This window comes from Pseudomonas sp. RA_35y_Pfl2_P32, assembly GCF_963970735.1.
Lineage (GTDB): Bacteria > Pseudomonadota > Gammaproteobacteria > Pseudomonadales > Pseudomonadaceae > Aquipseudomonas.
Window position 1 is genome coordinate 61,480 of sequence record NZ_CAXAQF010000024.1, and the last position, 25,426, is coordinate 86,905.

General features: G+C 61.8%; 26 protein-coding genes and 1 pseudogene. 20 read left to right on the forward strand and 7 right to left on the reverse strand.

Features of this window, described 5'->3' with window-relative positions:
* The first annotated feature begins 3 nt into the window (after positions 1 to 3).
* The 5 genes and pseudogenes from AACY45_RS22535 (at position 4) to AACY45_RS22550 (ending at position 5,559) form a co-directional block, all read left to right on the forward strand.
* Positions 4 to 1,539 (forward strand): efflux transporter outer membrane subunit, encoded by a 1,536-nt coding sequence (locus AACY45_RS22535; RefSeq protein ID WP_339547455.1) that lies wholly within the window; start codon positions 4 to 6, stop codon positions 1,537 to 1,539.
* The gene (locus AACY45_RS22540) at positions 1,536 to 2,660 is read left to right on the forward strand and encodes an HlyD family secretion protein (protein WP_339547456.1); all 1,125 of its coding nucleotides are present in this window, start codon (positions 1,536 to 1,538) and stop codon (positions 2,658 to 2,660) included. Before AACY45_RS22535 ends, AACY45_RS22540 begins: the two co-directional genes overlap by 4 nt.
* On the forward strand, positions 2,650 to 3,696 hold the full coding sequence (locus AACY45_RS22545; RefSeq protein ID WP_339547457.1) for a DUF2955 domain-containing protein: 1,047 nt from the start codon (positions 2,650 to 2,652) through the stop codon (positions 3,694 to 3,696). The genes AACY45_RS22540 and AACY45_RS22545 overlap by 11 nt, the downstream gene beginning before the upstream one ends.
* A gap of 297 nt (positions 3,697 to 3,993) precedes the next feature.
* Positions 3,994 to 4,266: pseudogene (locus AACY45_RS29350) on the forward strand (PAS domain-containing protein); the annotation flags it as partial.
* 252 nt (positions 4,267 to 4,518) lie between these two features.
* The gene (locus AACY45_RS22550) at positions 4,519 to 5,559 is read left to right on the forward strand and encodes a methyl-accepting chemotaxis protein (protein ID WP_445261211.1); all 1,041 of its coding nucleotides are present in this window, start codon (positions 4,519 to 4,521) and stop codon (positions 5,557 to 5,559) included.
* A gap of 146 nt (positions 5,560 to 5,705) precedes the next feature.
* Here the strand turns inward: AACY45_RS22550 and AACY45_RS22555 are convergent, their stop codons facing one another.
* Positions 5,706 to 6,341: an alpha/beta fold hydrolase gene (locus AACY45_RS22555; protein WP_339547459.1), complete on the reverse strand. Its 636-nt coding sequence runs from the start codon at positions 6,339 to 6,341 to the stop codon at positions 5,706 to 5,708.
* Positions 6,342 to 6,463: 122 nt separating this feature from the next.
* On the opposite strand from AACY45_RS22555, the gene AACY45_RS22560 reads away from it, so the two are divergent.
* The 4 genes from AACY45_RS22560 to AACY45_RS22575 all read left to right on the forward strand — a co-directional run bounded on the left by AACY45_RS22560 (position 6,464) and on the right by AACY45_RS22575 (position 10,938).
* Positions 6,464 to 7,237 (forward strand): alpha/beta fold hydrolase, encoded by a 774-nt coding sequence (locus AACY45_RS22560; RefSeq protein WP_339547460.1) that lies wholly within the window; start codon positions 6,464 to 6,466, stop codon positions 7,235 to 7,237.
* A gap of 144 nt (positions 7,238 to 7,381) precedes the next feature.
* On the forward strand, positions 7,382 to 7,876 hold the full coding sequence (locus AACY45_RS22565) for a hypothetical protein (protein WP_445261208.1): 495 nt from the start codon (positions 7,382 to 7,384) through the stop codon (positions 7,874 to 7,876).
* Positions 7,877 to 7,888: 12 nt separating this feature from the next.
* Positions 7,889 to 9,478, forward strand: coding sequence for an ABC-F family ATPase (locus AACY45_RS22570; protein ID WP_095168355.1), 1,590 nt, complete (start codon positions 7,889 to 7,891; stop codon positions 9,476 to 9,478).
* A gap of 257 nt (positions 9,479 to 9,735) precedes the next feature.
* Entirely contained in the window at positions 9,736 to 10,938 is a 1,203-nt protein-coding gene (locus AACY45_RS22575; protein WP_339547461.1) for an MFS transporter, read from the forward strand.
* Between the two features lie 3 nt (positions 10,939 to 10,941).
* Here the strand turns inward: AACY45_RS22575 and pssA are convergent, their stop codons facing one another.
* A complete protein-coding gene (gene pssA / locus AACY45_RS22580; RefSeq protein ID WP_339547462.1) occupies positions 10,942 to 12,285 on the reverse strand; it encodes a CDP-diacylglycerol--serine O-phosphatidyltransferase in 1,344 nt (447 codons plus the stop codon).
* A gap of 116 nt (positions 12,286 to 12,401) precedes the next feature.
* On the opposite strand from pssA, the gene AACY45_RS22585 reads away from it, so the two are divergent.
* From AACY45_RS22585 to AACY45_RS22625, 9 genes are all read left to right on the forward strand, one after another.
* Positions 12,402 to 12,980, forward strand: coding sequence for a TetR/AcrR family transcriptional regulator (locus tag AACY45_RS22585; protein ID WP_339547484.1), 579 nt, complete (start codon positions 12,402 to 12,404; stop codon positions 12,978 to 12,980).
* Between the two features lie 40 nt (positions 12,981 to 13,020).
* On the forward strand, positions 13,021 to 13,500 hold the full coding sequence (locus tag AACY45_RS22590) for a nuclear transport factor 2 family protein (protein WP_339547463.1): 480 nt from the start codon (positions 13,021 to 13,023) through the stop codon (positions 13,498 to 13,500).
* Positions 13,501 to 13,680: 180 nt separating this feature from the next.
* Positions 13,681 to 14,298 carry a DUF3313 domain-containing protein gene (locus tag AACY45_RS22595; protein ID WP_339547464.1) on the forward strand — a complete coding sequence of 206 codons (618 nt, stop codon included), beginning with the start codon at positions 13,681 to 13,683 and terminating at the stop codon, positions 14,296 to 14,298.
* Positions 14,299 to 14,388: 90 nt separating this feature from the next.
* Positions 14,389 to 15,192, forward strand: a complete 804-nt coding sequence (locus AACY45_RS22600; RefSeq protein WP_339547465.1) for a transcriptional regulator — start codon at positions 14,389 to 14,391, stop codon at positions 15,190 to 15,192.
* A complete protein-coding gene (locus AACY45_RS22605) occupies positions 15,189 to 15,671 on the forward strand; it encodes a hypothetical protein (RefSeq protein WP_339547466.1) in 483 nt (160 codons plus the stop codon). Before AACY45_RS22600 ends, AACY45_RS22605 begins: the two co-directional genes overlap by 4 nt.
* Before the next feature lie 244 nt (positions 15,672 to 15,915).
* Positions 15,916 to 16,383: an EAL domain-containing protein gene (locus tag AACY45_RS22610; protein ID WP_339547467.1), complete on the forward strand. Its 468-nt coding sequence runs from the start codon at positions 15,916 to 15,918 to the stop codon at positions 16,381 to 16,383.
* Positions 16,384 to 16,492: 109 nt separating this feature from the next.
* Positions 16,493 to 16,993 (forward strand): outer membrane beta-barrel protein, encoded by a 501-nt coding sequence (locus tag AACY45_RS22615; protein ID WP_339547468.1) that lies wholly within the window; start codon positions 16,493 to 16,495, stop codon positions 16,991 to 16,993.
* Between the two features lie 101 nt (positions 16,994 to 17,094).
* The gene (locus AACY45_RS22620) at positions 17,095 to 18,033 is read left to right on the forward strand and encodes a helix-turn-helix transcriptional regulator (protein ID WP_339547469.1); all 939 of its coding nucleotides are present in this window, start codon (positions 17,095 to 17,097) and stop codon (positions 18,031 to 18,033) included.
* Positions 18,034 to 18,130: 97 nt separating this feature from the next.
* The gene (locus AACY45_RS22625; protein ID WP_339547470.1) at positions 18,131 to 18,910 is read left to right on the forward strand and encodes a TSUP family transporter; all 780 of its coding nucleotides are present in this window, start codon (positions 18,131 to 18,133) and stop codon (positions 18,908 to 18,910) included.
* On the opposite strand, the gene nudC is transcribed toward AACY45_RS22625, so the two are convergent.
* The 4 genes from nudC to AACY45_RS22645 form a co-directional block, all read right to left on the reverse strand.
* Positions 18,878 to 19,711 carry an NAD(+) diphosphatase gene (gene nudC / locus AACY45_RS22630; protein WP_339547471.1) on the reverse strand — a complete coding sequence of 278 codons (834 nt, stop codon included), beginning with the start codon at positions 19,709 to 19,711 and terminating at the stop codon, positions 18,878 to 18,880. The two genes, AACY45_RS22625 and nudC, sit on opposite strands and share 33 nt — an antisense overlap.
* A gap of 6 nt (positions 19,712 to 19,717) precedes the next feature.
* A complete protein-coding gene (locus AACY45_RS22635) occupies positions 19,718 to 20,530 on the reverse strand; it encodes a crotonase/enoyl-CoA hydratase family protein (protein WP_339547472.1) in 813 nt (270 codons plus the stop codon).
* Positions 20,531 to 20,789: 259 nt separating this feature from the next.
* Positions 20,790 to 21,731, reverse strand: coding sequence for a hypothetical protein (locus AACY45_RS22640; protein WP_339547473.1), 942 nt, complete (start codon positions 21,729 to 21,731; stop codon positions 20,790 to 20,792).
* 194 nt (positions 21,732 to 21,925) lie between these two features.
* Positions 21,926 to 22,204: a hypothetical protein gene (locus tag AACY45_RS22645; RefSeq protein ID WP_445261209.1), complete on the reverse strand. Its 279-nt coding sequence runs from the start codon at positions 22,202 to 22,204 to the stop codon at positions 21,926 to 21,928.
* A 457-nt stretch (positions 22,205 to 22,661) separates the two neighbouring features.
* Between AACY45_RS22645 and AACY45_RS22650 the strand changes: the two genes are divergently transcribed.
* Entirely contained in the window at positions 22,662 to 23,345 is a 684-nt protein-coding gene (locus tag AACY45_RS22650) for a response regulator transcription factor (protein ID WP_339547475.1), read from the forward strand.
* Positions 23,323 to 24,720 (forward strand): sensor histidine kinase, encoded by a 1,398-nt coding sequence (locus tag AACY45_RS22655; protein WP_339547476.1) that lies wholly within the window; start codon positions 23,323 to 23,325, stop codon positions 24,718 to 24,720. The genes AACY45_RS22650 and AACY45_RS22655 overlap by 23 nt, the downstream gene beginning before the upstream one ends.
* A 336-nt stretch (positions 24,721 to 25,056) precedes the next feature.
* On the opposite strand, the gene AACY45_RS22660 is transcribed toward AACY45_RS22655, so the two are convergent.
* Positions 25,057 to 25,302: a DUF1652 domain-containing protein gene (locus AACY45_RS22660; RefSeq protein ID WP_339547485.1), complete on the reverse strand. Its 246-nt coding sequence runs from the start codon at positions 25,300 to 25,302 to the stop codon at positions 25,057 to 25,059.
* Between the last annotated feature and the right edge of the window lie 124 nt (positions 25,303 to 25,426).

The window sequence follows — 25,426 nt, forward strand, 5'->3', positions numbered from 1 at the left end:
TGCATGCTCAGATCCTGCCATCCAGGGCACCTGCTGCTGATTGCGCTGCTTGGTCTCGGCGGTTGCGTACGCCTGGGGCCCGACTTCCAGAGTCCTGCGCAGCCCTGGACGCGGCAGTGGAACAGCGCCGCCCTGGAGCAGGCCAGCCAACGCGGCGACAATCCGGACCTGCGCCAGTGGTGGCGGGTGTTCAACGACCCGATGCTCGACCGCTTGATTGCCGATGCCGACGCCCACAATTCGAGCCTGCAGATCGCCGGCTTGCGGGTCATGGAGGCCCGTGCGCAACTGGGCATCGCCCAAGCCGGGCTCTATCCGCAGGTGCAACAGGCCAGCGCCGACAGCCTCTACGTGAACCGTGGGCAGGCTGGCGGCAAAAACCCACAGAGCAGTAACTTCTGGCAGTACAGCGCCGGCTTCGATGTCGGCTGGGAGCTGGATTTCTGGGGTCGCTTCAGTCGCGCCATCGAGTCCTCCGATGCCAGCTACTTCTCCGCCCAAGCCAACTATGAGGACGTCCTGGTGTTGCTGCGCGCCCAGGTCGCCGACACCTACTTCGCCCTGCGCACCACCGAAGCGCGGCTTCGCGTGGCGCGGGAAAACAGCATCCAGCAAAAGCGCAGTTTCGAGATCACCGAAAAACTCTTCAACAGCGGCCAGACCGCCGAACTCGACGTGCAGCAGGCCAAGACCCAGTACCTGGGGACCCTGAGCAACATTCCCAGCCTGGAAGATCAGGCGGCACGGACCCGCAACGCCCTGGCCGTGCTGATCGGGCAACCGCCGGGGCCGCTGCCCCAACTGACCCTCAACACCGGCCTGATTCCGCTGGTGGACCGCGCCGTGCTGCAGGACGTGCCGGCCGAACTGCTGCTGCGCCGCCCCGACGTACGGGCCGCGGAGCTGAATGTCGCGGCCCAGTCGGCCCTGATCGGCGTGGCCGAATCGGACCTGTATCCGTCCCTGAGCCTGCTGGGCAGCATCGTCTGGTCGGCCAATTCGCTGGGCGGCACCTCCAATAACCTGGACCTGGTCGGCGGTCCCAGCTTGCGCTGGAACATCTTCGATTACGGGCAGATCCACAACAACATACGGGTCCAGGATGCTCGCTTGCAGCAGTTGATCGAAGCCTACCGCGACAAGGTCCGCCAGGCGGCACGCGAAGCCGACGATGCCGCCACCGGCTTGACCAAGGCCCTGGAGCGCGAGCGCATCCTGCGCGAGGCCGCATTTGCCGCCGAACGATCGCTGGTACTGGCCAACGCCCAGTACCGCGAGGGCTACTCGGACTTCCAGCGGGTCCTCGATGCGCAAAGCGCGCTGCTGCAACAACAGGACAATTACCTGCTCAGCCGCAGCACTGCCGTGAGCAACCTGATTGCCCTGTACCGGGCCCTGGGCGGTGGCTGGTACAGCGCCCAGGCGAAAATCGATGCACCTACCCGCCAGCAAATGGAACAACGCACCGACTGGGGCGACCTGCTGCAGGAACCCGCCAGCCCGCAACCCGCCCCCGTTCCCCAAGGTGATCAACGATGAGTGACGTCCCCCCACCTGCCGCCAAGGCCCCCGAACCTGCCGCCGAACCGGTGAACAAAGGCCTCAGATGGGTCGTCCTGTTAATCGTCCTGAGCCTGGCGTGGTACCTGCTGGCAGACCGTTACACCCCCTACACCCAGCAGGCGCGTGTGGGCGCCTTTGTCATCCCGGTGGCGTCCGAGGTGGCCGGCCGGGTCATTAAGGTCAATGTGCGCAACAACCAGGACGTCAAGGCCGGCGATGTGTTGTTCGAAGTCGATCCGCAGCCGTACCAGATTGCCGTCGACCGCGCCCGCGCCGACCTTGAATCGACCCGCCGGCAGATTGGTGCCAGCACGGCCGGGATCGCCGCGGCGCAAGCCAATCTGCGTGCCGCCCAGGCCAACGAACTCAAGACCCGCCAGGACAACCAGCGCCTGGAAGGCTTGTACCGCGAAGACCGCGGGACCATTTCCGTGCGCTTGCTGGAAGTCTCGCGTGCCAACCACGCCCAGGCGGTCAGCCAGGTGGCGGCCGCCCGTGCCGAAGTCCAGCGCGCCCGCGAGCAGGAAGGCGGCAGCGAGCAGGACAACGCCTTGCTGCGCAGTGCCGCCACCGCGCTGTCGAAGGCCGAGCTGGACCTGGCCAATACCCAGGTGCATGCGCGCTCGGCGGGCCTGATCACCGACCTGCGCACCGACACCGGGCAGTTTGCGGCCACTGGCGCCCCGGTCATGACCCTGATTGCCATCCACGATGTCTGGATCAGTGCCGACATGACCGAGAACAACCTGGGCCTGGTCAAGCCCGACACCGAGGTCTCCATCGTCCTCGACGCCCTGCCCGGCGAGGTTTTCAGCGGCCACGTGCGCAGCGTCGGCTATGGCGTCAGCGTGGGCCAGCCGACTTCCCCCGGGACCCTGCCCAGCGTGCAAAACAGCCGCGACTGGCTGCGTCCGGCGCAACGTTTTCCGGTGATCATTGAGTTTTCCGCCGAGTCTCGGAGCCGCCTGCGCGATGGCAGTGGCGTGCGTGCCGGCGGCCAGGCCGAAGTGATGGCGTTTCCCACCGCCGGCAACCCCCTCAACCCCCTCGGCCGCATGTTCCTCGGGCTGATGAGCTGGCTGTCCTATGCCTATTGAGCGCTCGCCCCAGGCCCAGCGCGCGTTGCGCCTGGCCTGCGGCACGGCGCTGTGCCTGACGATCAGCTTCGGCCTGGCGCTGCCGATTCCCTTCATGGCGCCAGTGCTGGCCCTGATGCTGCTGGTGTCACTCAATCAGCCGCTGTCGTTCAAGGCCGGCCTGGGCCTGATCCTGGTCGCCCTGTTCACCACTGGCGTCGGCCTGCTGCTGATCCCCCTGCTGCGCTACTACCCCGCCAGTGGTGTACTGCTGATCGCGGTGGCGCTGTTTGTGGTGTTTCGCATGGGTTTGCGTGGCGCCAATGGCCTGGTGGTGACCTTCCTGATTATCGGCCTGACCCTGATTTCCGCCGCCGGCGTTGCCGACTTCGGCCTGGCGGTGATGGTCATCGAGGCGCTGGGCAAGGGCCTGTTCCTCGCGGTGCTGCTGGTGGGTGTGAGCCACTGGCTGTTTCCCGACCCCGGGCACGCCCCCTCCCCCCCGCCGGCCCCGGCCCTCAGCGCACCCGACATCACCCGGGTCGCCCTACGCGCCACCTTGATCGTGCTGCCGACCTTTATCCTGGTCCTGCTTGACCCGGCCAGCTACCTGCCGATCATCCTCAAGGCCGTCAGCCTGGGGCAACAGAGCTCCACCACCGGTACCCGCCACGCCGGGCGCGAACTGATCGGCTCGACCCTGCTCGGCGGCCTGCTGGCGATACTGTTCTGGTGTGGGCTGAGCCTGTTTGTGCACTTGTGGATGTTTTTCCTGTGGACCCTGCTGTTCACCTTGCTGGTGGCGTGCAAGCTCTATCGTCTGCGCCCGACCGCGCAAAGCCCGGGCTTCTGGCTCAACAGCCTGGTGACCATGATCATCCTGCTCGGCCAATCGGTGCAGGACAGCGCCGCCGGCAAGGACGTCTACACCGCCTTCGCGATTCGCATGGGGCTGTTTATCCTGGTGACCCTCTATGCCTGCCTGATGGTTCACTTGCTGGATCAACGCAGTGGGCGACGCAACGCTGGCGGCCTGTCAAAGAGTCAGCAGTATTAACCACTCGATAAGTCATCATGTTTACCGTCGAGCGCCCCTGATTCCACAGAGAATTGAAAACCCTACACTCACAGGCAGGACACTTGCCAAGTGCTATAGCGCCGTTATTCATTGCCGGCCTTAAATAGTTAGCCCCCTATTCAACGCGAGCAACTTTAAGCACTAACACGCTTGATAAGTCGTATTGAGCAACACTTGAATGCACCTCATTGTCATAAAGATAGATAGATCAATCCGATACTCATTTTTTTCAACTGTCAGCCGATGGCTTTTTAATGGAACCAGAGAGCCTTCGAAATGAGAAACAATCAGCCAGTCACTCAGCGTGAAATCTCACTCGCGCCCCAGCAGAAACTTATCTCGACGACGGATGCTCGAGGAGTTATCACTTACTGCAATGACGCATTTGTTGAGATCAGCGGCTTTGAAAGAGCGGACTTAATTGGTGCTCCGCAAAACATTGTCCGTCACCCCGACGTCCCCTGCGCGGTGTTTGCCCATATGTGGGGTGCACTCAAGCAAGGTCGCCCGTGGATGGGAATCGTCAAGAACCGCTCCAAAAATGGCGACCACTACTGGGTCAATGCCTACGTAACGCCAATATTTGAAGGGAATCAGGTCACCGGCTTTGAATCCGTCAGGGTCAAGCCGACGGCTGACCAGATCCGTCGCGCCCAATCCCTATACAAGCGCATCAGCCAAGGCAAGCCGGCGATTCCTCGCCAGGACACCTGGCAGCCGGTTCTCCTGGACTGTCTGCCCTACCTGGCCACGGGTATGGTGGGCGCCGTGAGCGGTCTGTTCCTGGATGCACCGGTCGCGATGGCACTGACTGCAGGCGTTGTCGTGCCCGTTGGATTCCTCGCATCCCGCTGGCAGAAACGAGGAACATTGCGCTTGTTGCAATTGGCCGAACCTTCTACGTCTGATCCCCTGATCGCCCAGATGTACAGCGATGAGCGCGGCCCTCAAGCTTGCCTGGAAACAGCCTTCATCAGCCAGGCCGCACGCCTGCAGACCTGTCTCACACGACTGCAGGATACGGCCGAGCAGCTTAGTGCGCTTGCCCGGCAATCCGACCTACTGGCGACCGACAGCTCCAAAGGTCTTGACCGACAACGCGTTGAAACCGAACAGGTGTCTGCGGCGATCAACCAGATGGCCGCGACCACTCAGGAGGTCGCCACCCACGTCCAGCGCACGGCAGACGCCACTCAGCAGGCCAACTTGCTCACTGGCCGCGGACGCGAGGTGGCCCGAGACACCCGGCAGGCTATCGAACGCCTCTCCGACGTCGTCGGGGAAACAGGCCTGAGCGTTGCGCAACTGGCCAGGGACAGCAACGAAATCGGAACCGTGGTTGACGTGATCAAGGGTATTGCCGACCAGACCAATTTGCTGGCACTCAATGCTGCCATCGAAGCAGCGCGCGCCGGCGACATGGGCCGAGGCTTTGCGGTGGTGGCCGATGAGGTTCGTCAGTTGGCACAGCGCACTTCGCAATCCACCACCCAGATCCATGACCTGATCACCAAGCTCCAGACCTCATCCAGCAATGCGGTGCAAACCATGGAAAACGGTCATCGCCAGGCCGAAGAAGGCGTGGCCTGGGTACTTGAGGCAGACAAGGCTCTGGTAGGCATCAGCGAAGCCGTCGCCCATATCACCGAAATGACATCCCAGATTGCCACCGCCACCGAAGAACAGACTTGCGTGGCCGAGGAAATCAGCCGAAATATCACCACGATCGCAAACCTGGCCGATCAAACTTCAGAACAAGCCCACCAATCGACAGGCTTGAGCAAAGAACTGACTAGAACGGCGTCCACCCAGTACTCATTGGTCGAGCGGTTTAATCGATAGGCCGGACACTCTCTCAACTAAGGCTCGCCCATACGCGGGCCATTTTTTTGCCCGGAATTAGTTGAGCACTACACCCATTGAATGCGACAACGCTGACGGATCAGCGACCCTTCGAATGCCGGTTCTCCAGAACATTAGTGAAATGATCAACAAGCAGCTCGCCGGCAGTCCCCCGAGGCTAGGTGCTCATCGATCAACCCAGCGACTGCAGATGAGTGGGTAGAGCCCACGTCATGACCACCGTCGGGGAACACGTGTAGTTGTGCCTGTGGAATGAGTTGCGCGAGGCGTTGGCCGACACAGGGAGGGCTAATCGGGTCAGCGCCACCCCAGATAAGCAATACCGGCATCCGCAGCTCGCCCAGGCGAGGCGTGAGGTCGGTACGGTCATCGACAAACCAGCGCGGTAGCGTCGGGTTCTCGGCGGCGAACGCCTCACGCCAGTCCTGCGCGCCGAGGTCAGCCATGTCCACGCCACCGGAGGTGACACTCAGGACCAGATGCGTGATGAGCTCGGGGTGCTCAAGCGCCACACGCACAGCGACAATGCCCCCCATAGACTGCGCCACCAAAGCGCTCGGCCCCTCGATCTCAGCCGATACCCGGGCTACCAGATCATCCAGGCTGGCCACGCCAGGGCTGTATGGCGTGTCGCCAAAACCGGGCCATCCGACATGGATCTTTTGCGCAGCAGTGTTCAAGCGACCGGCAACCGGGCACCAGAACTGGGTGTTGCCGGAGGCTCCGGGCAAAAAGATAAGCTTGTCAGGTGCAGTGATCACGGGCTCGGTCCTTGAGTTGGGCGGGAGCGCCATCACACCCATTTGTCATCGAAAATGCAATCATGTCGCGCAGCAGACTGGACTCTGCACGCGACACCGCGATCCAACTAAGGAGAAAGCACATGACGACGTTCAATCACCAGGACGGTCAGCACATAGAGATAGACCACGCGAACATCTACTATGAACAGCAAGGGAACCAGGAAGGCCCTGCCCTGGTATTGCTCCACGGTGGTTTTGGTGACATCGAGACTTTTAATTCGATCACTCCCCGTTTGGGTCGCAACTACCGGTTGATCGGCATCGACAGTCGAGGCCAAGGAAAATCCACGCTGGGCCCCTCACCCCTGACCTATAAGCGCATCCAGCAAGATGTGGAAGCAGTGGTCAGGCATCTGAGCATTGAACATTTCAGCCTCATCGGCCATAGCGATGGTGGTATAGCGGCACTGCGTATTGCCGCCGCCAACACGTTGCCTCTCGATAAGCTGGTAACGATTGGCGCGCACTGGGCATTGAAGGCAGACGACCCAACGCGCGGCCTGTACACAGAAGTAACCGCCGAGAGTTGGCGCGAGATGTTCCCCCAAAGCTACGAGCATTATCAGGCCCTGAATCCCGCACCCGATTTTGAGCAATTGGCACTGGCACTTCGGGCGCTCTGGCTCGACTCAAGCGCGGATGGCTACCCGAACGAAGCTGTACGCGACATAAGTGCCGACTTGCTGGTGGTCAGGGGCGACGAGGACATACTGGTCTCGCGCACCCATGCAGTCGAACTCACTGATCGGGTGCTGAACGCCAGGCTGTTGAATATTCCTTTCGCAAATCACTCGCCGCAAGAAGATCGACCAGATTGGCTGACACCTGTTCTGGAGGCATTTCTGGCGGATTGATGGGTACGCTCATCTGACTGATAAGCCCCACACCACGCGGGGGTACTCAAGCCCATCAAGCGGCGCGCGGACACTGACGAGATCAAGCACCCACTCAACCCTGGCCTAGCAATCCGTGCTTGGTAAAGAGCCAGCGTTGAGCGGGTGATCGAACTTTATCAGATTGGATCCAATATTGCCTTGAGTGAAGAGGTGGAGCGCACAAAAACTGCCGGTGATCGCTTCGTTCTGTTCAACGAGCGCGCATTGCACGCTCCGGCGTTCGCCAAAAAACAGGCAGAACGTCGGAAAAAAGGGTCAGGAAAAGCCCTTGAAACGCCTTTTATGCTCCCGCCATCACAGAACAGCGAGTACGTGAGGCAGACGTCTGAGCTGCACCAACAGTGCAAACCCACCCTGAAAACACTGGGGTTGCGATACAGACCGCCATACAACTGTCGTCACACCTATGCGACAATGCGCGTTATGTCTGGCATGAACCCCGCATTCATTTCCCAGCAACTCGGCCATCACGTGCCGATGTTGCTGTCTACTTATGCGCGATGGATCAACTCACGCTCAGGCTGGAGTGCAGCGAAACATACTCCAGATGGGTCAGAAATTGCTCCAAGCTCCAAAATGCGCAACCTAAGCTATTGAAAGGTAAAGTAATTGATCTCCACAGCAAATATCACGATGCAGTTCGGCGCCAAGCCGTTGTTCGAGAACGTCTCGGTCAAATTTGGTGCAGGTAACCGTTACGGCCTGATCGGCGCCAACGGTTGCGGCAAGTCGACCTTCATGAAAATCCTCGGCGGCGACCTCGACCCGTCCGGTGGCCAGGTCATGCTCGAGCCGAACGTGCGTCTGGGTAAATTGCGCCAGGACCAGTTCGCCTACGAAGAATTCAGCGTAATCGACACCGTGATCATGGGTCACGAGGAGCTGTGGAAGGTCAAGGCCGAGCGCGACCGCATCTACTCGCTGCCGGAAATGACCGAAGAAGACGGCATGGCCGTTGCCGAGCTGGAAACCGAATTCGCCGAGATGGACGGCTACACCGCCGAATCCCGCGCCGGTGAACTGCTGCTGGGCCTGGGTATTGGCATCGAGCAGCACTTCGGCCCGATGAGCGAAGTCTCGCCAGGCTGGAAACTGCGTGTGCTGCTGGCCCAGGCCCTGTTCTCCGATCCGGAAGTGTTGCTGCTCGACGAGCCAACCAACCACCTGGACATCAACACCATCCGCTGGCTGGAAAACATCCTGACCCAGCGTTCGAGCCTGATGATCATCATCTCTCACGACCGTCACTTCCTGAACAGCGTCTGCACCCACATGGCTGACCTGGACTACGGCGAGCTGCGCCTGTTCCCGGGCAACTACGACGAGTACATGACCGTGGCGACCCAGTCCCGCGAGCAACTGCTCTCGGACAACGCCAAGAAGAAAGCACAGATCTCGGAACTGCAATCGTTCGTCAGCCGTTTCTCGGCCAACGCCTCGAAAGCCAAGCAGGCCACCTCCCGTGCCAAGGCGATCGACAAGATCCAACTGGCCGAGGTCAAGCCTTCGAGCCGGGTCAGCCCGTTCATCCGTTTCGAACAGACCAAAAAGCTGCACCGTCAGGCGGTCATCGTCGAGCGTATGGCCAAAGGCTTCGATGGCAAGCCGCTGTTCAAGGACTTCAGCTTCCAGGTTGAAGCCGGCGAGCGCGTGGCGATCATCGGTCCGAACGGTATCGGCAAAACCACCCTGCTGCGCACCCTGGTCAACGAGTTGAGCCCGGATGCCGGTAGCGTGAAATGGACCGACGCCGCGGAAATCGGCTACTACGCCCAGGACCACGCGTCCGACTTCGAAGACGAATCCAACCTGTTCGACTGGATGGGTCGCTGGACCACCGGTGGCGAGCAACTGGTACGCGGCACCCTGGGCCGCATGCTGTTCTCCAACGATGAGATCCTCAAGTCGGTCAAAGTCATCTCCGGTGGTGAGCAAGGTCGCATGCTGTTCGGCAAGCTGATCCTGCAAAAGCCCAACGTACTGGTGATGGACGAACCGACCAACCACTTGGACATGGAATCCATCGAAGCGCTGAACCTGGCGCTGGAGAACTACCCGGGCACGCTGATCTTCGTCAGCCACGACCGTGAGTTCGTATCGTCCCTGGCCACTCGCATCATCGAGCTGAGCCCAAGTGGGGTGACCGACTTCAGCGGCACCTACGACGACTACCTGCGCAGCCAAGGCGTGGTGTTCTAAGGTCGGCTGTCAGTTTCAAGCGACAAGCTGCACGTAAAAGCCCTGTCCTGGTGACGGGGCTTTTTTATTCTTTTGTGGGAGTGTCGAACGCCGGAAAAAGCAGGCCGACCGGCAGGTCACCGTGCTCTGGCTTTTGATCCTCCCGCCCCATCGCCAGGAGGTGCAGCGCAGCAACGGATATTCACTCTGACCTTTGTGGATCGTGCGCTTTTGGCTACCATCACCCACGCTCTCGACTTTCACGGATGATGTTGCCCATGACCACGCCCACCGCCAGTGCCGATGCTGCACTGACGCACAGTGCTTTTGACTTGCGCCCTCTACTGGTCGCCAACATGGCCTGCACCATGGCGATGATGGCCTTTGTTTCGCTGATCGGCCCGATTTCCCGGGTGCTGGGCATGGCCACCTGGCAAGCCGGGGCTGCGGTGACGGTGTCCGGCGTGTTGTGGATGCTCCTTGCCCGGCCCTGGGGCGAATTCAGTGACCGCCGTGGACGCCGGCATATTCTGCTGCTCGGTGTCGGCGGCTTCACACTCGCCTACTGGGCGCTCTGCGTGTTCATCGACCTCTCCCTGCAATGGCTGCCGTCGGCACTGGTGGGGTTTATCGGGATCATGCTCGGTCGCGGCATCATTGGCGTGTTCTACGCGGCGATCCCAGTGGGTTGCAACGCCTTGATCGCCGACAACCTCGAACCCCGTCACCGCGCCCCCGCCATGGCCTCACTGGGCGCCGCCAACGCCTGTGGCCTGGTGATCGGCCCGGCAATTGCCGCCCTGCTGTCGCGCTACAGCCTGAGCCTGCCGTTCTATGCCATGGCGCTGTTGCCGTTGCTGGCGTTCCTGGTGCTGCGGTTCAAGCTCAAGGGCCAGGAACTGCACCTCAAGCAAGCCCCGCGCAGCGTACGCCTCAACGATCCACGCCTGCGCCGGCCGATGGCCGTGGCTTTCGTGGCCATGCTCTGCGTGTCGATCGCCCAGATCACGGTGGGTTTCTACGCCATCGACCGGCTCGGCATGGGCCCGACCGAAGCGGCGCAAACCGCCGGCATCGCCCTGACCATGGTCGGCCTGGCGCTGATTTGTGCGCAATTGATCGTGCGTAAACTGGATTGGTCGCCGCAACGCCTGATCCGCATTGGCGCGCTGATTGCGGCGTGCGGCTATGCCGGCAGTATGTTGGCCGACACGGCCTGGGGCCTGTGGCTGTGCTTTTTTGTCTCCGCGGCGGGCATGGGCTGGATCTTCCCGTCCTTCGCCGCCCTGGCCGCCAATGCCGTGGAGGCCTCCGAGCAAGGCGCCACGGCCGGCAGCATCGGTGCCGCCCAGGGTTTTGGCGTGGTCATCGGGCCCTTGGCCGGGACCCTGATCTATGCCCTGGAACCGCGCCTGCCCTACCTCTGCGCCGCGGCCCTGTTGTTGCTGGTGGCGGTGTGGCCCTCGCGCAAGCGGCGCTGAGCCTCAGAGGATGCGATAAAGCAGACGCTCGATCCGTACCCGGCTGACCCGACGCAGAAACTTGCTGACGTCCGGCGGGTACTCCAGCAACGTCTCCAGTTGTTGATAACGCTCGATACGGCTGGTATTGCGGAAAATCTCCGCCAGCTCGCGACGGCGTGGCACCTGCAGCTCGGCCTTGGGATCATCGATCAACAAGGCGTTTTCCAGGTCCAGGCGGAATGCCCGCGGGTTAAGGTTGTTACCGGTCAACAGGGTGTAGCGCTCATCGACCCACATACCCTTGAGGTGATAGGTGTTGTCACCGTCTCGCCACAGGTGCAGGTTCAACAACCCGCTGTCGATCACCCGCTGGTGACGCTTGGCGAAGCGCCGCAGGCTGATCTCGTAGAGATACGGCAGCGCAGCGATGACCCGGAACGGCTCGCTCGGCGGGATGTAAAAGTCGTTGGCAGTCTTGTCGCCGACCACGATATCGACCTTCACCCCACGAGCCAGGGCCCGGTTGATCTCGCGGGTGACCGGTAATGGCAGGTTGAAGTACGGCGTGCAGATGGTCAGTTGCTGCTGGGCACTGGCAATCAGTTCGCAAATCACTCGGTTCAGCGGGTTGTTCTTGCCCACCCCCAGCAGCGGGCTCACCGACAGGCCACCCTTGACCACTTCACCGGCGGTGGTGTCATAGGTCGCATGCTTGAGGCGGCTGCGCAGGTCGCCAATGTCGTGGCGCAGGCTGCGGGTGCTTGGCAGGTTCGGCTGGTCCAGGCGGTGCACCGCCTTGGAGGCGATCAGCCCATGTTGCACCAGGTGTTGCATGGAGTCGGCCAGCGCGCGGTTGCGCAACAGGTGATACCGGTCGAAGCGGTACTTGTCGAACTTGTGCAGGTAGACGTTATTCAGGCTGGCGCCGCTGTAGATCACGCAGTCGTCGATCACGAAGCCCTTGAGGTGCAACACGCCGAACAGCTCGCGGGTCTGGACCGGGACGCCATACACCGGCACTTCGCTGGCGTGGTCACGGGTCATCTGCTGGTACCAGGCCGAGTTGCCCGGTTGTTTACCGGCACCGATCAGGCCACGCTGGGCCCGCAGCCAGTCCACCACAACCACCACGTCGAGTTCCGGCCGCGCTGCTTTGGCCGCGTGCAGGGCATCAAGGATCTCCTGGCCAGCTTCATCCTGTTGCAGGTACAGCGCGACGATGTAGATGCGCCGGGTCGCCTGGGCAATCTGCTCCAGCAGGCAACGACGGAATTCGGCAGCGCCATCAAGGAAGGTGACCGCATCGGCGGCCAGCGGGAAACTGCGCAGTTTTGGCAGCAGGGAACGTTTGAAAAGCGACGGCATAGGGCTCGCAAATGGGTCGAATCCGAAGAACCCGGGAGCTTACACCATGTCCGAAAAAATAGACATTTCCAATCTGGCATTGACCAAGGAGAATGATCGTTCTACTCTCATGCTTCATGAACCCGATCACTAGTAACGACACCCGCGACATTATCCTCGACGTCACCGAAAAGTTGATCTACCGAAATGGCATTGCCGCCACGGGGATGGACCTGCTGGTGAAAACCGCCGGTGTCTCGCGCAAGAGCATTTACCGCTACTTCGCCAACAAGGAGGAGTTGATCGTCGCCGCCCTGCAGCGTCGCGATCAACGCTGGATGCACTGGTTCACCACGCAGGTGGAGCTGGCCCCGACACCTGGCGAGCGCCTGCTCCACCTGTTCAATGTGCTCACGACCTGGTTCGCCAGCGACGGCTTTCGCGGCTGTGCGTTCATCAACACCAGCGGCGAGACCGGCGCCCCCCAGGACCCGGTACGCCAGGTCGCCAAAGCGCATAAAGACAAGCTGCTCGACTACCTGCACACCCTGTGCCGCGACCATCCCGTCCAGGACCCGCAGGCCCTGGCCAGACAGTTGCTGATCCTGATCGATGGCGCCATCACCGTGGCCCTGGTGACCGGTGATCAGAGTGCCGCCGACCATGCGCAAGAGATGGCGCGAAGGTTATTGCAGCTTGAATGCGTCAATTCGTAGCCACCTGCTGTTTTTATCCCAACCTGCCCGGAGCCGCTTTATGTCCTCTGCCGCCGACGTTCGTCCGCCCCTGCCACCCTTCAACCGCGAGTCGGCCATTCACAAGGTTCGCCTGGCCGAAGACGGCTGGAACTCCCGTGACCCGCAGCGGGTGTCGCTGGCTTACACCCAGGACACCCAGTGGCGCAACCGCGCCGAGTTCATCAACAGCCGCGAACACGCCAAGGCTTTCCTGGCCCGCAAATGGGCGCGAGAGCTGGATTACCGGTTGATCAAGGCGCTCTGGGCATTCAGCGATCACCGCATCGCCGTACGCTATGCCTACGAATGGCGCGACGACTCGGGCAACTGGTTCCGCTCCTACGGCAATGAGAACTGGGAGTTCGATGAACAGGGCCTGATGGCCAAGCGGTTTGCCTGCATCAACGACCTGCCGATCCAGGAGCACCAGCGCCTGTTCCATTGGCCCCTGGGCCGCCGGCCGGACGACCATCCCGGTCTCTCTGAACTGGGCCTGTAGACCGCAAGCAAGACCCGCCCAGGGCAGCGCTATCGGGCCTCGCAGTTTTCGGATAGCGCCACCCCCGGACGCCCTGCACCATGCGCGGCTCATTCGCCACAGCCCATGGGTAATCCAGTGATACGCCTCTCTCGCCTGCTTCCAGTGCTCCTGCTCCTCGCCGTGACCGGTTGTACGACTATGCCCGACGCCGACACACGCCATTCCGGATTCCTCAACGACTACGCTCGTCTGAGCAAAGACCCGCAATGGCCCAAGAGCGAAGTCTGGGTCAAACCTGGCCTGGAGATAAACCAGACCTACCAGAAACGTGTCTACCTGGAGCCGCCACGTTTTTACTTTACCGGCAAGGACCTCACCCGCAGCCCGGTTGACACCAGCGCCATGCTCAAGTACCTGAACCAGGCGCTCCAGCATCAATTCCTGACCGCAGGCTACGACGTTACCCGCCGCCCGGAACCCCATGCGCTGATGCTGCGCACCGCTATCACCGGCACCGAACGCACGCCGCGCGACCTGTCGATTCCCGAATACCTGCCGATTGGCTTTGTCATCGGCGGGGCCATGCACCTGACCGGCACACGGGATGAAAGCCTGCGCATCTTCTTTGAAAGCGAAATGCGCGATGCGCAGACCGGCGAGTTGCTGGCTCAATCCGTCAGCGCCACCACCGGCAAGCAACTCTCGCCGTCGGACGCCACCAAGGTCGAGGACACCTACCCCGCCCTCGATGCCTGGGCCAAACAATTGCGCGAGCGCGCTGACCTGGCTTTCGCCAAGCAAGCGTCAAGCGACTGACCCGGCACCTTGCAACAGGCCCAGCCAGGTTGGCTAGACTGTGGCTGACCCGCAGCACTTCGCGAACACCCGTACTCAAGAGGACGAGCCATGAGCCATTCTTTCACCTTGAAAAACGGCTCCAAGGCCCTGTTCGATCCTGAGGACTCCAGGTTATCGATCACCACGCCCCTGGGCGAAGTTCAGCACAGCACCCTGGGGCGGGCCGAATCTCGCCTGCTGGATTTACTGCTCGCCGAACCCGGGGTCATCAAGTCCCGGGAGCAGATTATCGAGTACACCTGGAATGATCGGGTGGTCGCCTCGGGCAGTTTGAACCAGGTGGTGTTCTCCCTGCGCAACCTGCTCAACGACAGCCGCGATCATGAAATCCTGATGACCATCCCGCGGCGTGGCTATCGCTTCAACCCGGCGTATGTCAGCGCCGGGACCACGCCGCCGACTCAGCCGGTGCCTGCGCCGGTCGAGCTGCCAGCAATCGAGGCGAGCGCCCCCACCGCCGATGCACTTCCCACGGTCGAACCGAAAAAGACCATTGCATGGCTATCGATTGCATACGCCGTCACCCTGCTCACGTGCCTGGCCACCCTGGCCCACTACACGCTCTCGGCCAAGGCGCCGAGCATCGAAGTGGCCAGCTCCCAGCGTGACCGGTTGACCATCAATACCCTGGGCAACAGCCTCGATGCAGCCCGGGCACTCAACACCGCGGTCAACCAACAACTGCAAGATCTGCCGAAGAACCTGGTCGGCCAGGTCTGGATCAACCAGTCCCGGTCCAACTACTCGATCTCCTGCATTCGTGCCGATCAAAGCACCCGCAACATGCTGTTCAACCCTCAGCACAAACCGCTCGCCGGCATCCTTGTGCAATGCCTGGAGGTGAGCCTGTGAACCTGCAGACAAAAACCGCCGTGCAGTGGCTGCTGTTGGGCCTGATCAACCTGGCCTGTATCGGGACTTGGCTCTATTCGCCGGTGCCGTTCAAGAACAACAGCAACTTTCACACCCTGAGTCAGCAGTGGCTGGATGACCAGAGCCAATTGAACACTGAGGAGTACCTCACGGTGAACGAGCATCGAATGACCCACTCGACCATCGAAAGCCTCAACGGCCAGTTCCGCCATGCCACCCTGACTGCCGACATCACCAAATCGGCCAACGATGCCCTCCACGTGCAAGTGGTGCGCGCCAAACTGAGCCAGGACAGCGAACTGTTCGCCATCGAAAAAACCCCGGAGTTGTTTTTTCGCCGCCAGTACGTCGTCCAGGAAGGCTCCACGCTCAACTACAGCCTCCTGGCCACGCCCAGTGACAACACCCTGTGTTTCTTCCTCCATGAAATGGACCGCCTGCGCTGCATAAACCACTGAAATCCCGGCAAATGACAATCAATGATTTCCATTGCTCGCCCGGCCTTCCCACCCTGCTCCATTTCCCTATCCCGAGGAGATCAGCATGGTCAGCCGTCGCTTGAATCGCTTGCCGCTCAAACAAAAAATACTGCTGTGCACCTTCGCCTATCTGTGCGGAATAACCCTGGCCTGGCTGGTGGACCTGTAATCCGCGCACACCCGCGGGTTGAAACAGCTGATTTGAATACACCAGGGTCAAACCATGATGGCGCATTATTTGGCGTGGGCGAGACAACAGGACTTGTCGAGCTGTGTAAGTAACAGATGGCTTGAGGTCAACTACCAACCCATCGCTGATCGGCGCACGGGCCGTTTGATCGGTGCCAAGGCCCAGTCACGCTGGGCCCGGGGCGGCGTCAGTGTCCCGCCCCAGGTCGTGCGGCAACTGACCGACGCGGTGATCCACCAGGTCGCCGAGGACTACAGCGTTTACCTGTGGGCCTGCAAAGACTTCTCCATCCGACTCCCCCTGTCCCCCCAGGACATCCTCGACCCGGATCTCCCGGAGTATGTCGCCGCCATACTGGAGCGGTACGGCATCCCCGCCTCGGCGATCATTCTCGACGCCAGCGACATGCCCCTTGGCGATCAGCCAACTGCGCTGCCCATTGCCGCGCTGGCCCGGCAGTACTTCGCCATTGCCAACGAAGCGCAAACCCTGGGGCGCTGAGCAGCGGCGACGGCAATAAGCATTAATGACTTTTATCAATGATCCGGGCCGGGCAATTTCCCGCCCAACACTTCACACCTGACAAACCCGTACAAGGACTACCCTGCACATGCCATTTCGAAAATTCGCCTTAGTTTCCCTGCTCTCGTTGCTGTCGCTGCCAGCGTTCGCCGACGACAAGGGTTTTTACCTGGGCGCCGGTGTGACGAGCATCGAAACCGACGACAGCGCCTTGAGTGATGAAGACAACAGCTACAAGGTCTATGGCGGCTACCGCGCCAACGGTTACCTGGCATTCGAGGGCGCCATCGTCGACCTCGGCAAGTTCAAGGACGACAACCTCGACTTCGAAGGTCACTCGGCCCAAGTCGCCGCCCACGTCGGCTTCCCCCTGGGTGAGCGCATTCGCCTGTTCGGCAGTGTTGGCGCCCACGCCTGGGACGCCGACGGCAACGCGGCCGACGATGACACCGGGGTCGACCTGACCTACGGCGCCGGGGTCGAGATGGATGTGCTGCGCAACATTGGCATCCGCGCCGAGTATGAAGTGTTACAGGTCGGTAACCTAGATCTGAACCAGACCACGGCGTCGGCCTATATACTCTTCTGAGTTTCGCCGGCCGGGCGCGCGCAATGCTCGCCCGGCCTGGCCACTCAGACGCCGCCAGGCCCACTCAACCCGAGTCTTTTCAGGTGCCCTTCCTGTACAGCATGTCCGCCCTTCCAACCCCCGCTTTATTGACCCTCGAATCCGTCGCCCTGGACGAGCTGTCCACTGGCAATGATCAATGGCACATCGATTTTTCTTCCGTCGAGAAACACGCGCGCATCCATCGCCTCAAGCACATGCGCGGCCCTCGCCTGCGCCATAGCCGCTTCGATTTCAAGTGTTCCATCAGCGCCGTCAGTTGCGTGCCCGAAGGGCACATCACCTTCGCCCTGTCCCAGTCCTCCACGGGCCGCCCGACCTGGAACCACCAGCGCCTGTACCCCAATGAAATGGTGGTGCTGTACAGCGGCGAACCGGTGCAATACCTGTGCGAGCCCAATGAAGCGCTGTTCACCGTCACCACCACCCTGGAGCACTACGAGCAGTGCCGCGAACGGTACGGCACCGCCGATGTGCTCAAGCAGCGCCAGGGCCAGCGCTATCAGGCGCACGATCATTATTCGGTGCTGAACGCGGTGAACGCCATCAGCGTTTCGTTGAACCAGCGCCATCCACCTGACGTCGTGTCCGGCTCGCAATGGGAAGCGACCTTGCTCAGCTCATTGCTGCAGGCCCTGAGCCCCCATCACGACTCGGCGCGCGAAGCGCCTTTGCGCCGACAGATCGCCAGCCAGGCCATCGAATACCTGCACGCCCATGCGCACACCGCCCTGTGCATGGAGCAGCTCACCCAAACCCTGGGAACCCACGGCCGCACCTTGCACCAGGGCTTCGTCGAGACCTTCGGCACCACGCCCATGGCCTACCTGCGCACCCTGCGCTTGTCCAACGCCCGGCACGACCTGCTGACCCAGCGCTGGCCGACCGTGACCGAAACGGCCATGCACTGGAACTTCTTTCATCTGGGGCGTTTCTCCCAGGACTATCAGCGTACTTACGGTGAATCGCCGTCCCAGACGTTGCGCCGCAACAGCGCCTGACCCTGGCGGCAGGTGGTGCAGCGGTCGCGGCCGTCACAGGTTATGGGTAAGATGGCGCCGCCCTTTTCCCCGCTGCCCCACCGAATAAGTCGACCCCATGCCTTTCGAACTCAGCGTAGACCTCACCACCCTGGCCATTCTGGCCGTTGTCGCGTTCATTGCCGGTTTCATCGATGCCATTGCCGGTGGCGGTGGCCTGCTCACCACTCCGGCCCTGCTCACCGCCGGCCTGCCCCCGCACCTGGTGCTGGGCACCAACAAACTCAGCGCGACCTTCGGCTCGGCCATTGCCAGCATCACCTTCTACCGGCGCAAGCTGTTCCATCCCCGGCAGTGGGTGCATGCGATTGTCGGCACCCTGGTGGGGGCGCTGACCGGCGCGGTCGTGGCGCACTACCTGCCGGCCGAATGGCTGAACAAAATGCTCCCGGTGATTGTGTTCGCCTGTGGCCTGTACCTGCTGTTTGGCGGTACGCCCAAAGCACCGGCGGACAGCGATGCGCCGATCAAGAAGAAGTGGCAGTCGACCCAGGGTTTCAGCCTCGGTTTCTACGACGGCGTGGCCGGTCCCGGCACGGGCGCGTTCTGGACCGTCAGCAGCCTGCTGCTGTACCCCATCGACCTGGTCAAGGCCAGCGGCGTGGCGCGCAGCATGAACTTCGTCAGCAACGCCGCCGCGCTGTCGGTGTTCATTTTTTCCGGGCAGGTGGACTGGATCATCGGCCTGAGCATGGGCGTGTCGGTGATGGTCGGGGCGTTCTTTGGCGCACGCACCGCCATCAGCGGTGGGGCGAAGTTCATTCGCCCGGTGTTCATCACGGTAGTGCTGGGCCTGACCGTACGCCTAGCCTGGCAGCACTGGTTCAGCGTGGCCTAAGCGCCGCGCGACGTAGACGTCGATCAGGTAACGGGCAATCGAGCGCGACGCCGGCAACGGCGGCAGCGCGTGAATGTTGAACCACTGCGCGTCTTCAATCTCGTCGGCTTGCGGGACGATCTCGCCCGCGGCGTACTCGGCATGGAAGCCGAGCATCATCGAATGGGGGAACGGCCAGCACTGGCTGCCCAGGTACTGGATGTTCCTGACCTCGATCTGCACCTCCTCGCGCACCTCACGAATCAGGCAGTCCTCGGCCGACTCCCCGGGCTCGGCAAAACCGGCCAGGGTGCTATAGACCCCGCTGACAAACCGTGGCGAACGCGCCAGGAGGATTTCGTCACCACGGGTGATCAGCACGATCATGCTCGGCGAAATCCGCGGGTAGCTGCGCAAGTCACACGGCTGGCAGTACATCGCCCGCTCGCGCGGCACCTGGACCATGGCCTGGCCGCAGTTGCCACAAAAACGGTGCTCGCGGGCCCAGGTGCCGATCTGCGCGGCGTAGCCCAGCACCTTGTACAGCGTGTGATCGCCCTCGAGCATGAACCCGCGCAAGCCTTTCCAGCCGCACCCCGGCACCTCCCCCGCCGCCTTCAACTCCAGCAGGTACACCGGCTCGCCGTCGAGATGGCCGATGCCATGCTCGGCGAGTAGCGACAGGTCCTGGCGCTTGAGCCATTCCCGGGGGAACAGCGCGCCATTGCCATCGAACAAAAAGCCATCGGGGCTGCGGGCCACCGCCCAGCCGCCGGTGGTGGTGTCGGTGTCGAGTACTGCCGTGGTCCAGCGTGAAATCATGTGGGCTCAATCCAAAAATTCGGGCTTCTGTTTGCTCATATGGGCGGCCATAGCCACGCGCAGATCGTTGGACTGCAACATGGCGGCGTTCCAGGTGGCGATGTATTCCAGGCCATCGTTGATGCTGTGATCACGCATGTAGCTGATCATGGCCTTGGTGCCGGCGATGGCGATCGGTGACTTGGCGGCGATCTCGCGGGCAATGCCCATGACCCCGTCCAGCAGGCTCTCGGTGTCCGGGTAGACCCGATTCACCAGGCCGATCTCACGCGCTTGCTCGGCGCCAAAGGTGCGTCCAGTGTAAGCCAGTTCACGCAGCATGCCGTCACCGATGATTCGCGGCAAGCGTTGCAGGGTGCCGACGTCGGCAGCCATGCCAATGTCGATTTCCTTGATCGAGAATTGCGCGTCGGCGGCTGCGTAACGCATGTCACAGGCACTGATCAGGTCGATGGCGCCGCCCAGGCAATACCCCTGGATCGCCGCCAGCACCGGCTTGCGGCAGTTGTCGAGCGCATTGAACGAGGCCTGCAAGGCGAGAATCTTGCGCCGCAGCAGACGCGCATTGCGCCCCACGTCCTTGCCCATTTCGTTCGCCACCGAGGCCAGCATCATCAGGTCGATGCCTGAAGAAAAATGCTTGCCGGCACCACTGATCACCACCGCACGAACTGCGTCGGTGTCATCGATCCACTGGAAAATCTCGATGATCTCGGTCCAGAACGCGGCATTCATCGCGTTGACCTTTTCCGGACGGTTGATCTGCACATGGGCGATGTTGTCCGCCAGTTCGACGCGGAAGGCTTGATATTCAGGCATGGCAGTATTCCTTGCTGGCACAGAAATGAAGGCCCGAACTATACCAAGCCCGCGTCGGCAGCCGTAGGCGCCGCATCGGCCAAAAACAGGACTGGCGTTGCCCAACACCGGGCACAAAAAAACCGCGCCTGCCAAGGCAGACGCGGTGGGTTCATCGCTGTCGCAGGATCAATTCATGAACAGGGCGATCAGGATAATGATCGGGATAGGCACGCCTAGGAAAAACAGCAGGAGTGAGCGCATGGTAGTTCTCCTTCAATCAACGAATGGCGGTGGGCGCAGTAACCGGGATATAGCCGACCGGTTCCAGGTACACCACCGCGTCCCGACGGCGACCGCCAAAGGTCGCGGCGAGGCTGGCAAAGAACGCACCACACAGCAGGGCAACAAACATCCACAGTGCAGTCCAAGCCGCGACGTTGCTGGCGGTATCCGCCGCTTGCTTGGCCGCCAGCTTGGCATCGTCGACCGCCTTGCGCGCCTTGGCGAAGACCTCATCGACACGTCGCTCGGCATCCGCCTGGGTCAGGTTGGTCCGTTGGGCTACCAGTTGAGCGAGGTAGGTACGATCCTGCGCCGCCAGTTGACCGTCGTGGCTCAGGGTCTGCACGAAGATCCGGGTCACGGTGGCGTGGGCAGCATCATCGCTTACCGCCGCCGGACGATCGTCGCGAAACAGGGTGTCAACGAAATAGCCGTAATCATCGGCGCTGCCTCGGCTGGCAGCAGTCCCGGCGGCCTGGGTCATGGCACTCGCCGCACCGCCTGCCACACTGGCACCGGCCTGCACACCACCACTGAAGATACTGCTGACCGAACCGACCACCAGGGTCGCCGTCACCAGGGTTGCCACCGCCCAGGCCAGAAAGCCGTGGGCGGTGTCGCGAAAGAACACCTCATCGCCGTGCATGTTCGACCACTTGACCCGCAAACGTCCGGCGATGTAACCACCGAGCCCCGAGGCGACAATCTGAGTGAAGGCCAGCCAGACGATCGTGGAAATCCCCAGGCCCTTGGCACTGATGCCGCTCCCGGCCCACGGCGACACCGCCGAAAATCCCAGGCCAAAACCCAGCACCACCAGACTCAGCGACAGCGCAGCCGCCGCAGCGGCCCCGGCAAAAATCGCCGCCCAGGACACCCCCGACAGCGCACTCGACGCTGGCAGATCGGCTGGGTACCTATCAGAGGTTCTATTCATTGTTGTAGTGCTCCAGGCATGAGGAAGACGGTTGCAACGCGTCAGACCTGATATTGCAGTCAACATGCCAGCTACTGACTTTGAATAAACCCTTAGATTTCAATCAGTTGAGATCTACGGCATTTTTCCACACATGCAATTTGCAACAACCGCCCCCGTGGAGCGGGCTTAATGCACTGTCGGCGTCACAGCCGCTATTTACGCTTGTAGCTCTTGTTGCCACTGGGCGTCAGGCAATAAACCCCACCCCTGGGCCCGGTACAAAACGCCCCACTGCCACACTGACACCCACCCGAGTCCCGCAACAAAGGCTGGGCCACGGCACTGCCGGCCTTCTGGCCGAATGTGGCCGAACAGCTTTTTTTCGACGCACTGATGGAACCGTCGTTGCACAAAAACAACTCGCCGTCACAACGGGCAATCCCACCTTTCTTTCCGGAGCACGGCTGATTCGCCGCCGAAGCGAAAGACATCGCGAACCCCAAGAGAAGCGGCACACACAACAATGGCAGCCAGCCACGGCGAGACAAAACGCCCACGATGAAACTCCGAGAAAGGTGTGGCCGGATGATATCAAGCTTTCAATCCCAGCTCCCACCATCACTCAACAGGCCGAGCGTAAGCTCGCCTGCCGCTTTTGATCGTGATCCACCGGGCGAGGACTGCGTCCTCGAACGCAGCCTCGCGGGCTCGGCAGCTGCTACAGGGGCTGGAGTCAGTGCCGAGATCCAGGGTGTGGCAGAGGCAGCCATCGCGAGCAAGCTATGCTCCTACAGAGTAACTCCAGTCAGGAAAAACAGCCCGGCCGGTCGGCTGAGCGAAGGTATGCATCCGGGGACTAGCCCCCCTATATAAACTTTAATTTAGCAACCCCGCCCCCATTTCTTGGCACACTACGACCCGCAATTCACCGACCCTCAGGCAACCCCCATGACCCGAATCCTGACCATTGAAGACGACGCAGTCACCGCGCGGGAGATCGTCGCCGAACTGAGCAGCCACGGCCTCGACGTAGACTGGGTAGCCAATGGTCGCGAAGGCCTGGCTCGCGCGGTCAGCGGCGACTACGACCTGATCACCCTGGACCGCATGCTGCCCGAACTCGACGGCCTGGCCATCGTCACCACCCTGCGCACCATGGGCGTGTCCACCCCGATCCTGATGATCAGCGCCCTGTCCGATGTCGACGAACGCGTACGCGGCCTGCGCGCCGGCGGCGACGATTACCTGACCAAACCCTTCGCCACCGATGAAATGGCCGCCCGGGTCGAAGTCCTGCTGCGCCGCCAGAACACCGTCAAGGGCGTGGAAACCACCCTGCAGGTAGCCGACCTGGAACTCAACCTGATCAGCCGCGAGGCCACCCGCGCCGGGCAACTGCTGATCCTGCTGCCCACCGAATACAAACTGCTGGAATTCCTGCTGCGCAACAGTGGGCAGATCCTCTCGCGGATGATGATCTTCGAGGAAGTCTGGGGTTACCACTTCGACCCCGGCACCAACCTGATCGACGTCCACATCGGCCGCCTGCGCAAGAAAGTCGACCCACCGGGCCTGCTGCCGCTGATCCGCACCGTGCGAGGCTCCGGTTATGTCATTGCTAAACCCGTCTAAGGGCTGGCGCTCCTCCAGCAGCCGCCTGCTGGCACTCTACAGCGCGCTGTTCGTGGTCTGGAGCTGCCTGCTGATGGGCGTGATGTACTACGAGGTATCGAGCTACCTGGACAACCTGTCCCGGCATTCGATCATGCAACGCCAGCACCTGTTCTCGCGCTTTCACGGCGCGCAACTGGATGAGGCGCTGATCGCCAGCACCACCTTCGACCAGCGCGGAGTCGATGCCTACGGCCTGTTCGACGCCTTTCACCGCCCCCTGCACGGACTGATCCAACAGATCCCCGAGGGCCTGCCGCTGGACGGCAAAGTGCATGAACTCGCCAACTGCGCCGACCCCCATGACCCGCGCCTGCCCCCGGACAGTTGCGACGCCGTGGCGACCCCGACCCTGGATGGTCGCTGGCTGGTGCTGGCGCGCGATAACGGCTCACTGTTTGCCGTGAACCGGATCATCCTGCATGCGCTGCTGTGGGGCGTATCGCTGACCATCATTCCCGGCATCGCCGGCTGGTACCTGTTGCGCCGCCGCCCCCTGCGCCGGATTCACGCCCTGCAGGCCAGTGCCGAAGCCATCGTCGCCGGCAACCTCAACCACCGCCTGCCGCTGTCCAGCCGCCGCGACGAACTGGACATGCTGGCCGCCATCGTCAACGCCATGCTCGAGCGCATCGAACGCCTGGTCAACGAGGTCAAGGGCGTATGCGACAACATCGCCCATGACCTGCGCACCCCGCTCACCCGGCTGCGGGCCCAGTTGTACCGGATCCAGCAGCAAGCGAGCGAGGGCTCTACCGAGGCGGCGCAACTGGACCAGGTGATTGCCGAGACCGACACGTTGATGGCGCGTTTTCGCGGTTTGCTGCGTATTTCCGAGCTGGAAGATCAACAACGGCGTTCCGGCTTTCAGTTGTTCGATCCGTTGCCGCTGCTGCAGGAACTGCACGACTTCTACCTGCCCCTGGCCGAAGAAGGCCAATTGACCTTGAGCCTGCAGGCACCGCCCTGCCTGCCAGCGCTGACCGGCGACCGGGCGCTGCTGTTCGAGGCCTTGTCCAACCTGCTGAGCAACTCGATCAAGTTCACCCCGGCCGGCGGCCAGGTGCTGGTCCGGGCCAGCGACAATGCCGGCAGTTGTCGGATCGACGTGCTCGATTCCGGCCCAGGGATTCCCGCCGACAAGCGCACAGCGGTGTTCCAGCGCTTCTACCGGGTCGACGACAGTGCCCAGAGCGGTGGGTTCGGCCTGGGCCTGTCGATTGTCGCGGCCATCGTCCACCTGCACGGGTTCAGCCTGGACGTCGGGGTCAGCGAATGGGGTGGTGCGCGGCTGACACTCGATTGCCGCCAGCGATTGTTGTCGGCTACTGAGTGATGCAACGGGTGGTGGTCGTGACCCGGGTCACCTCACCCTCCGCCCGGGCCTGACCCAGCACCTGAGTATTTTGCGCGGTGTTACACGTTTTGACGGGCGGGGCCTGCACCACCACGGGCGGCGGCGGAGGGCTGGCGCAGCCACTGAGGATGGCAACGGCGCAAAGTGGGAACAGCCATGGCGCAAAAGCAGATCTCAAAAAAGTGTTCATGAGGTGGCCTGCGAGTCGGGTTGAACGGTTTTTATCAGATCTAAGCCGCAGAGGGCCTGATCAGTAGAGCCGTGGGCGATCGAGATAGTTCAGCCATTGATCGCCGCTCAACCGTACGCCAGGGTTCACGCGCTATCGGCCTGCCTCAGACGGGTCGCGCTCAGTTCATAGCGCAGTTCTTCAATCATTTGCGCCAGGTCACGCTGACTGGTCAACCTGCCGGGCTTGATCCCGGTGACCACCAGGTGGACACGATCATCTTGCGCTTCGAACACCCGCAGCGTCAGGCAGCCATCGGCGTCCACACTGAAGTCGCAGGCCAGCGGGGCAAGTGCTTGCTGGATATAGCTGCGCAGTTGCGCTTGTGTCATCACGGCAGGCGTCCATTGGGCTGGGCGGAAAGGAAGCGGCACACGTCCGATGGACGATGCGCACCCTGATAGCCTATGAACTGGCGAACCGTTACAGAACCCGAATTTGCACTGTCGCCACTAG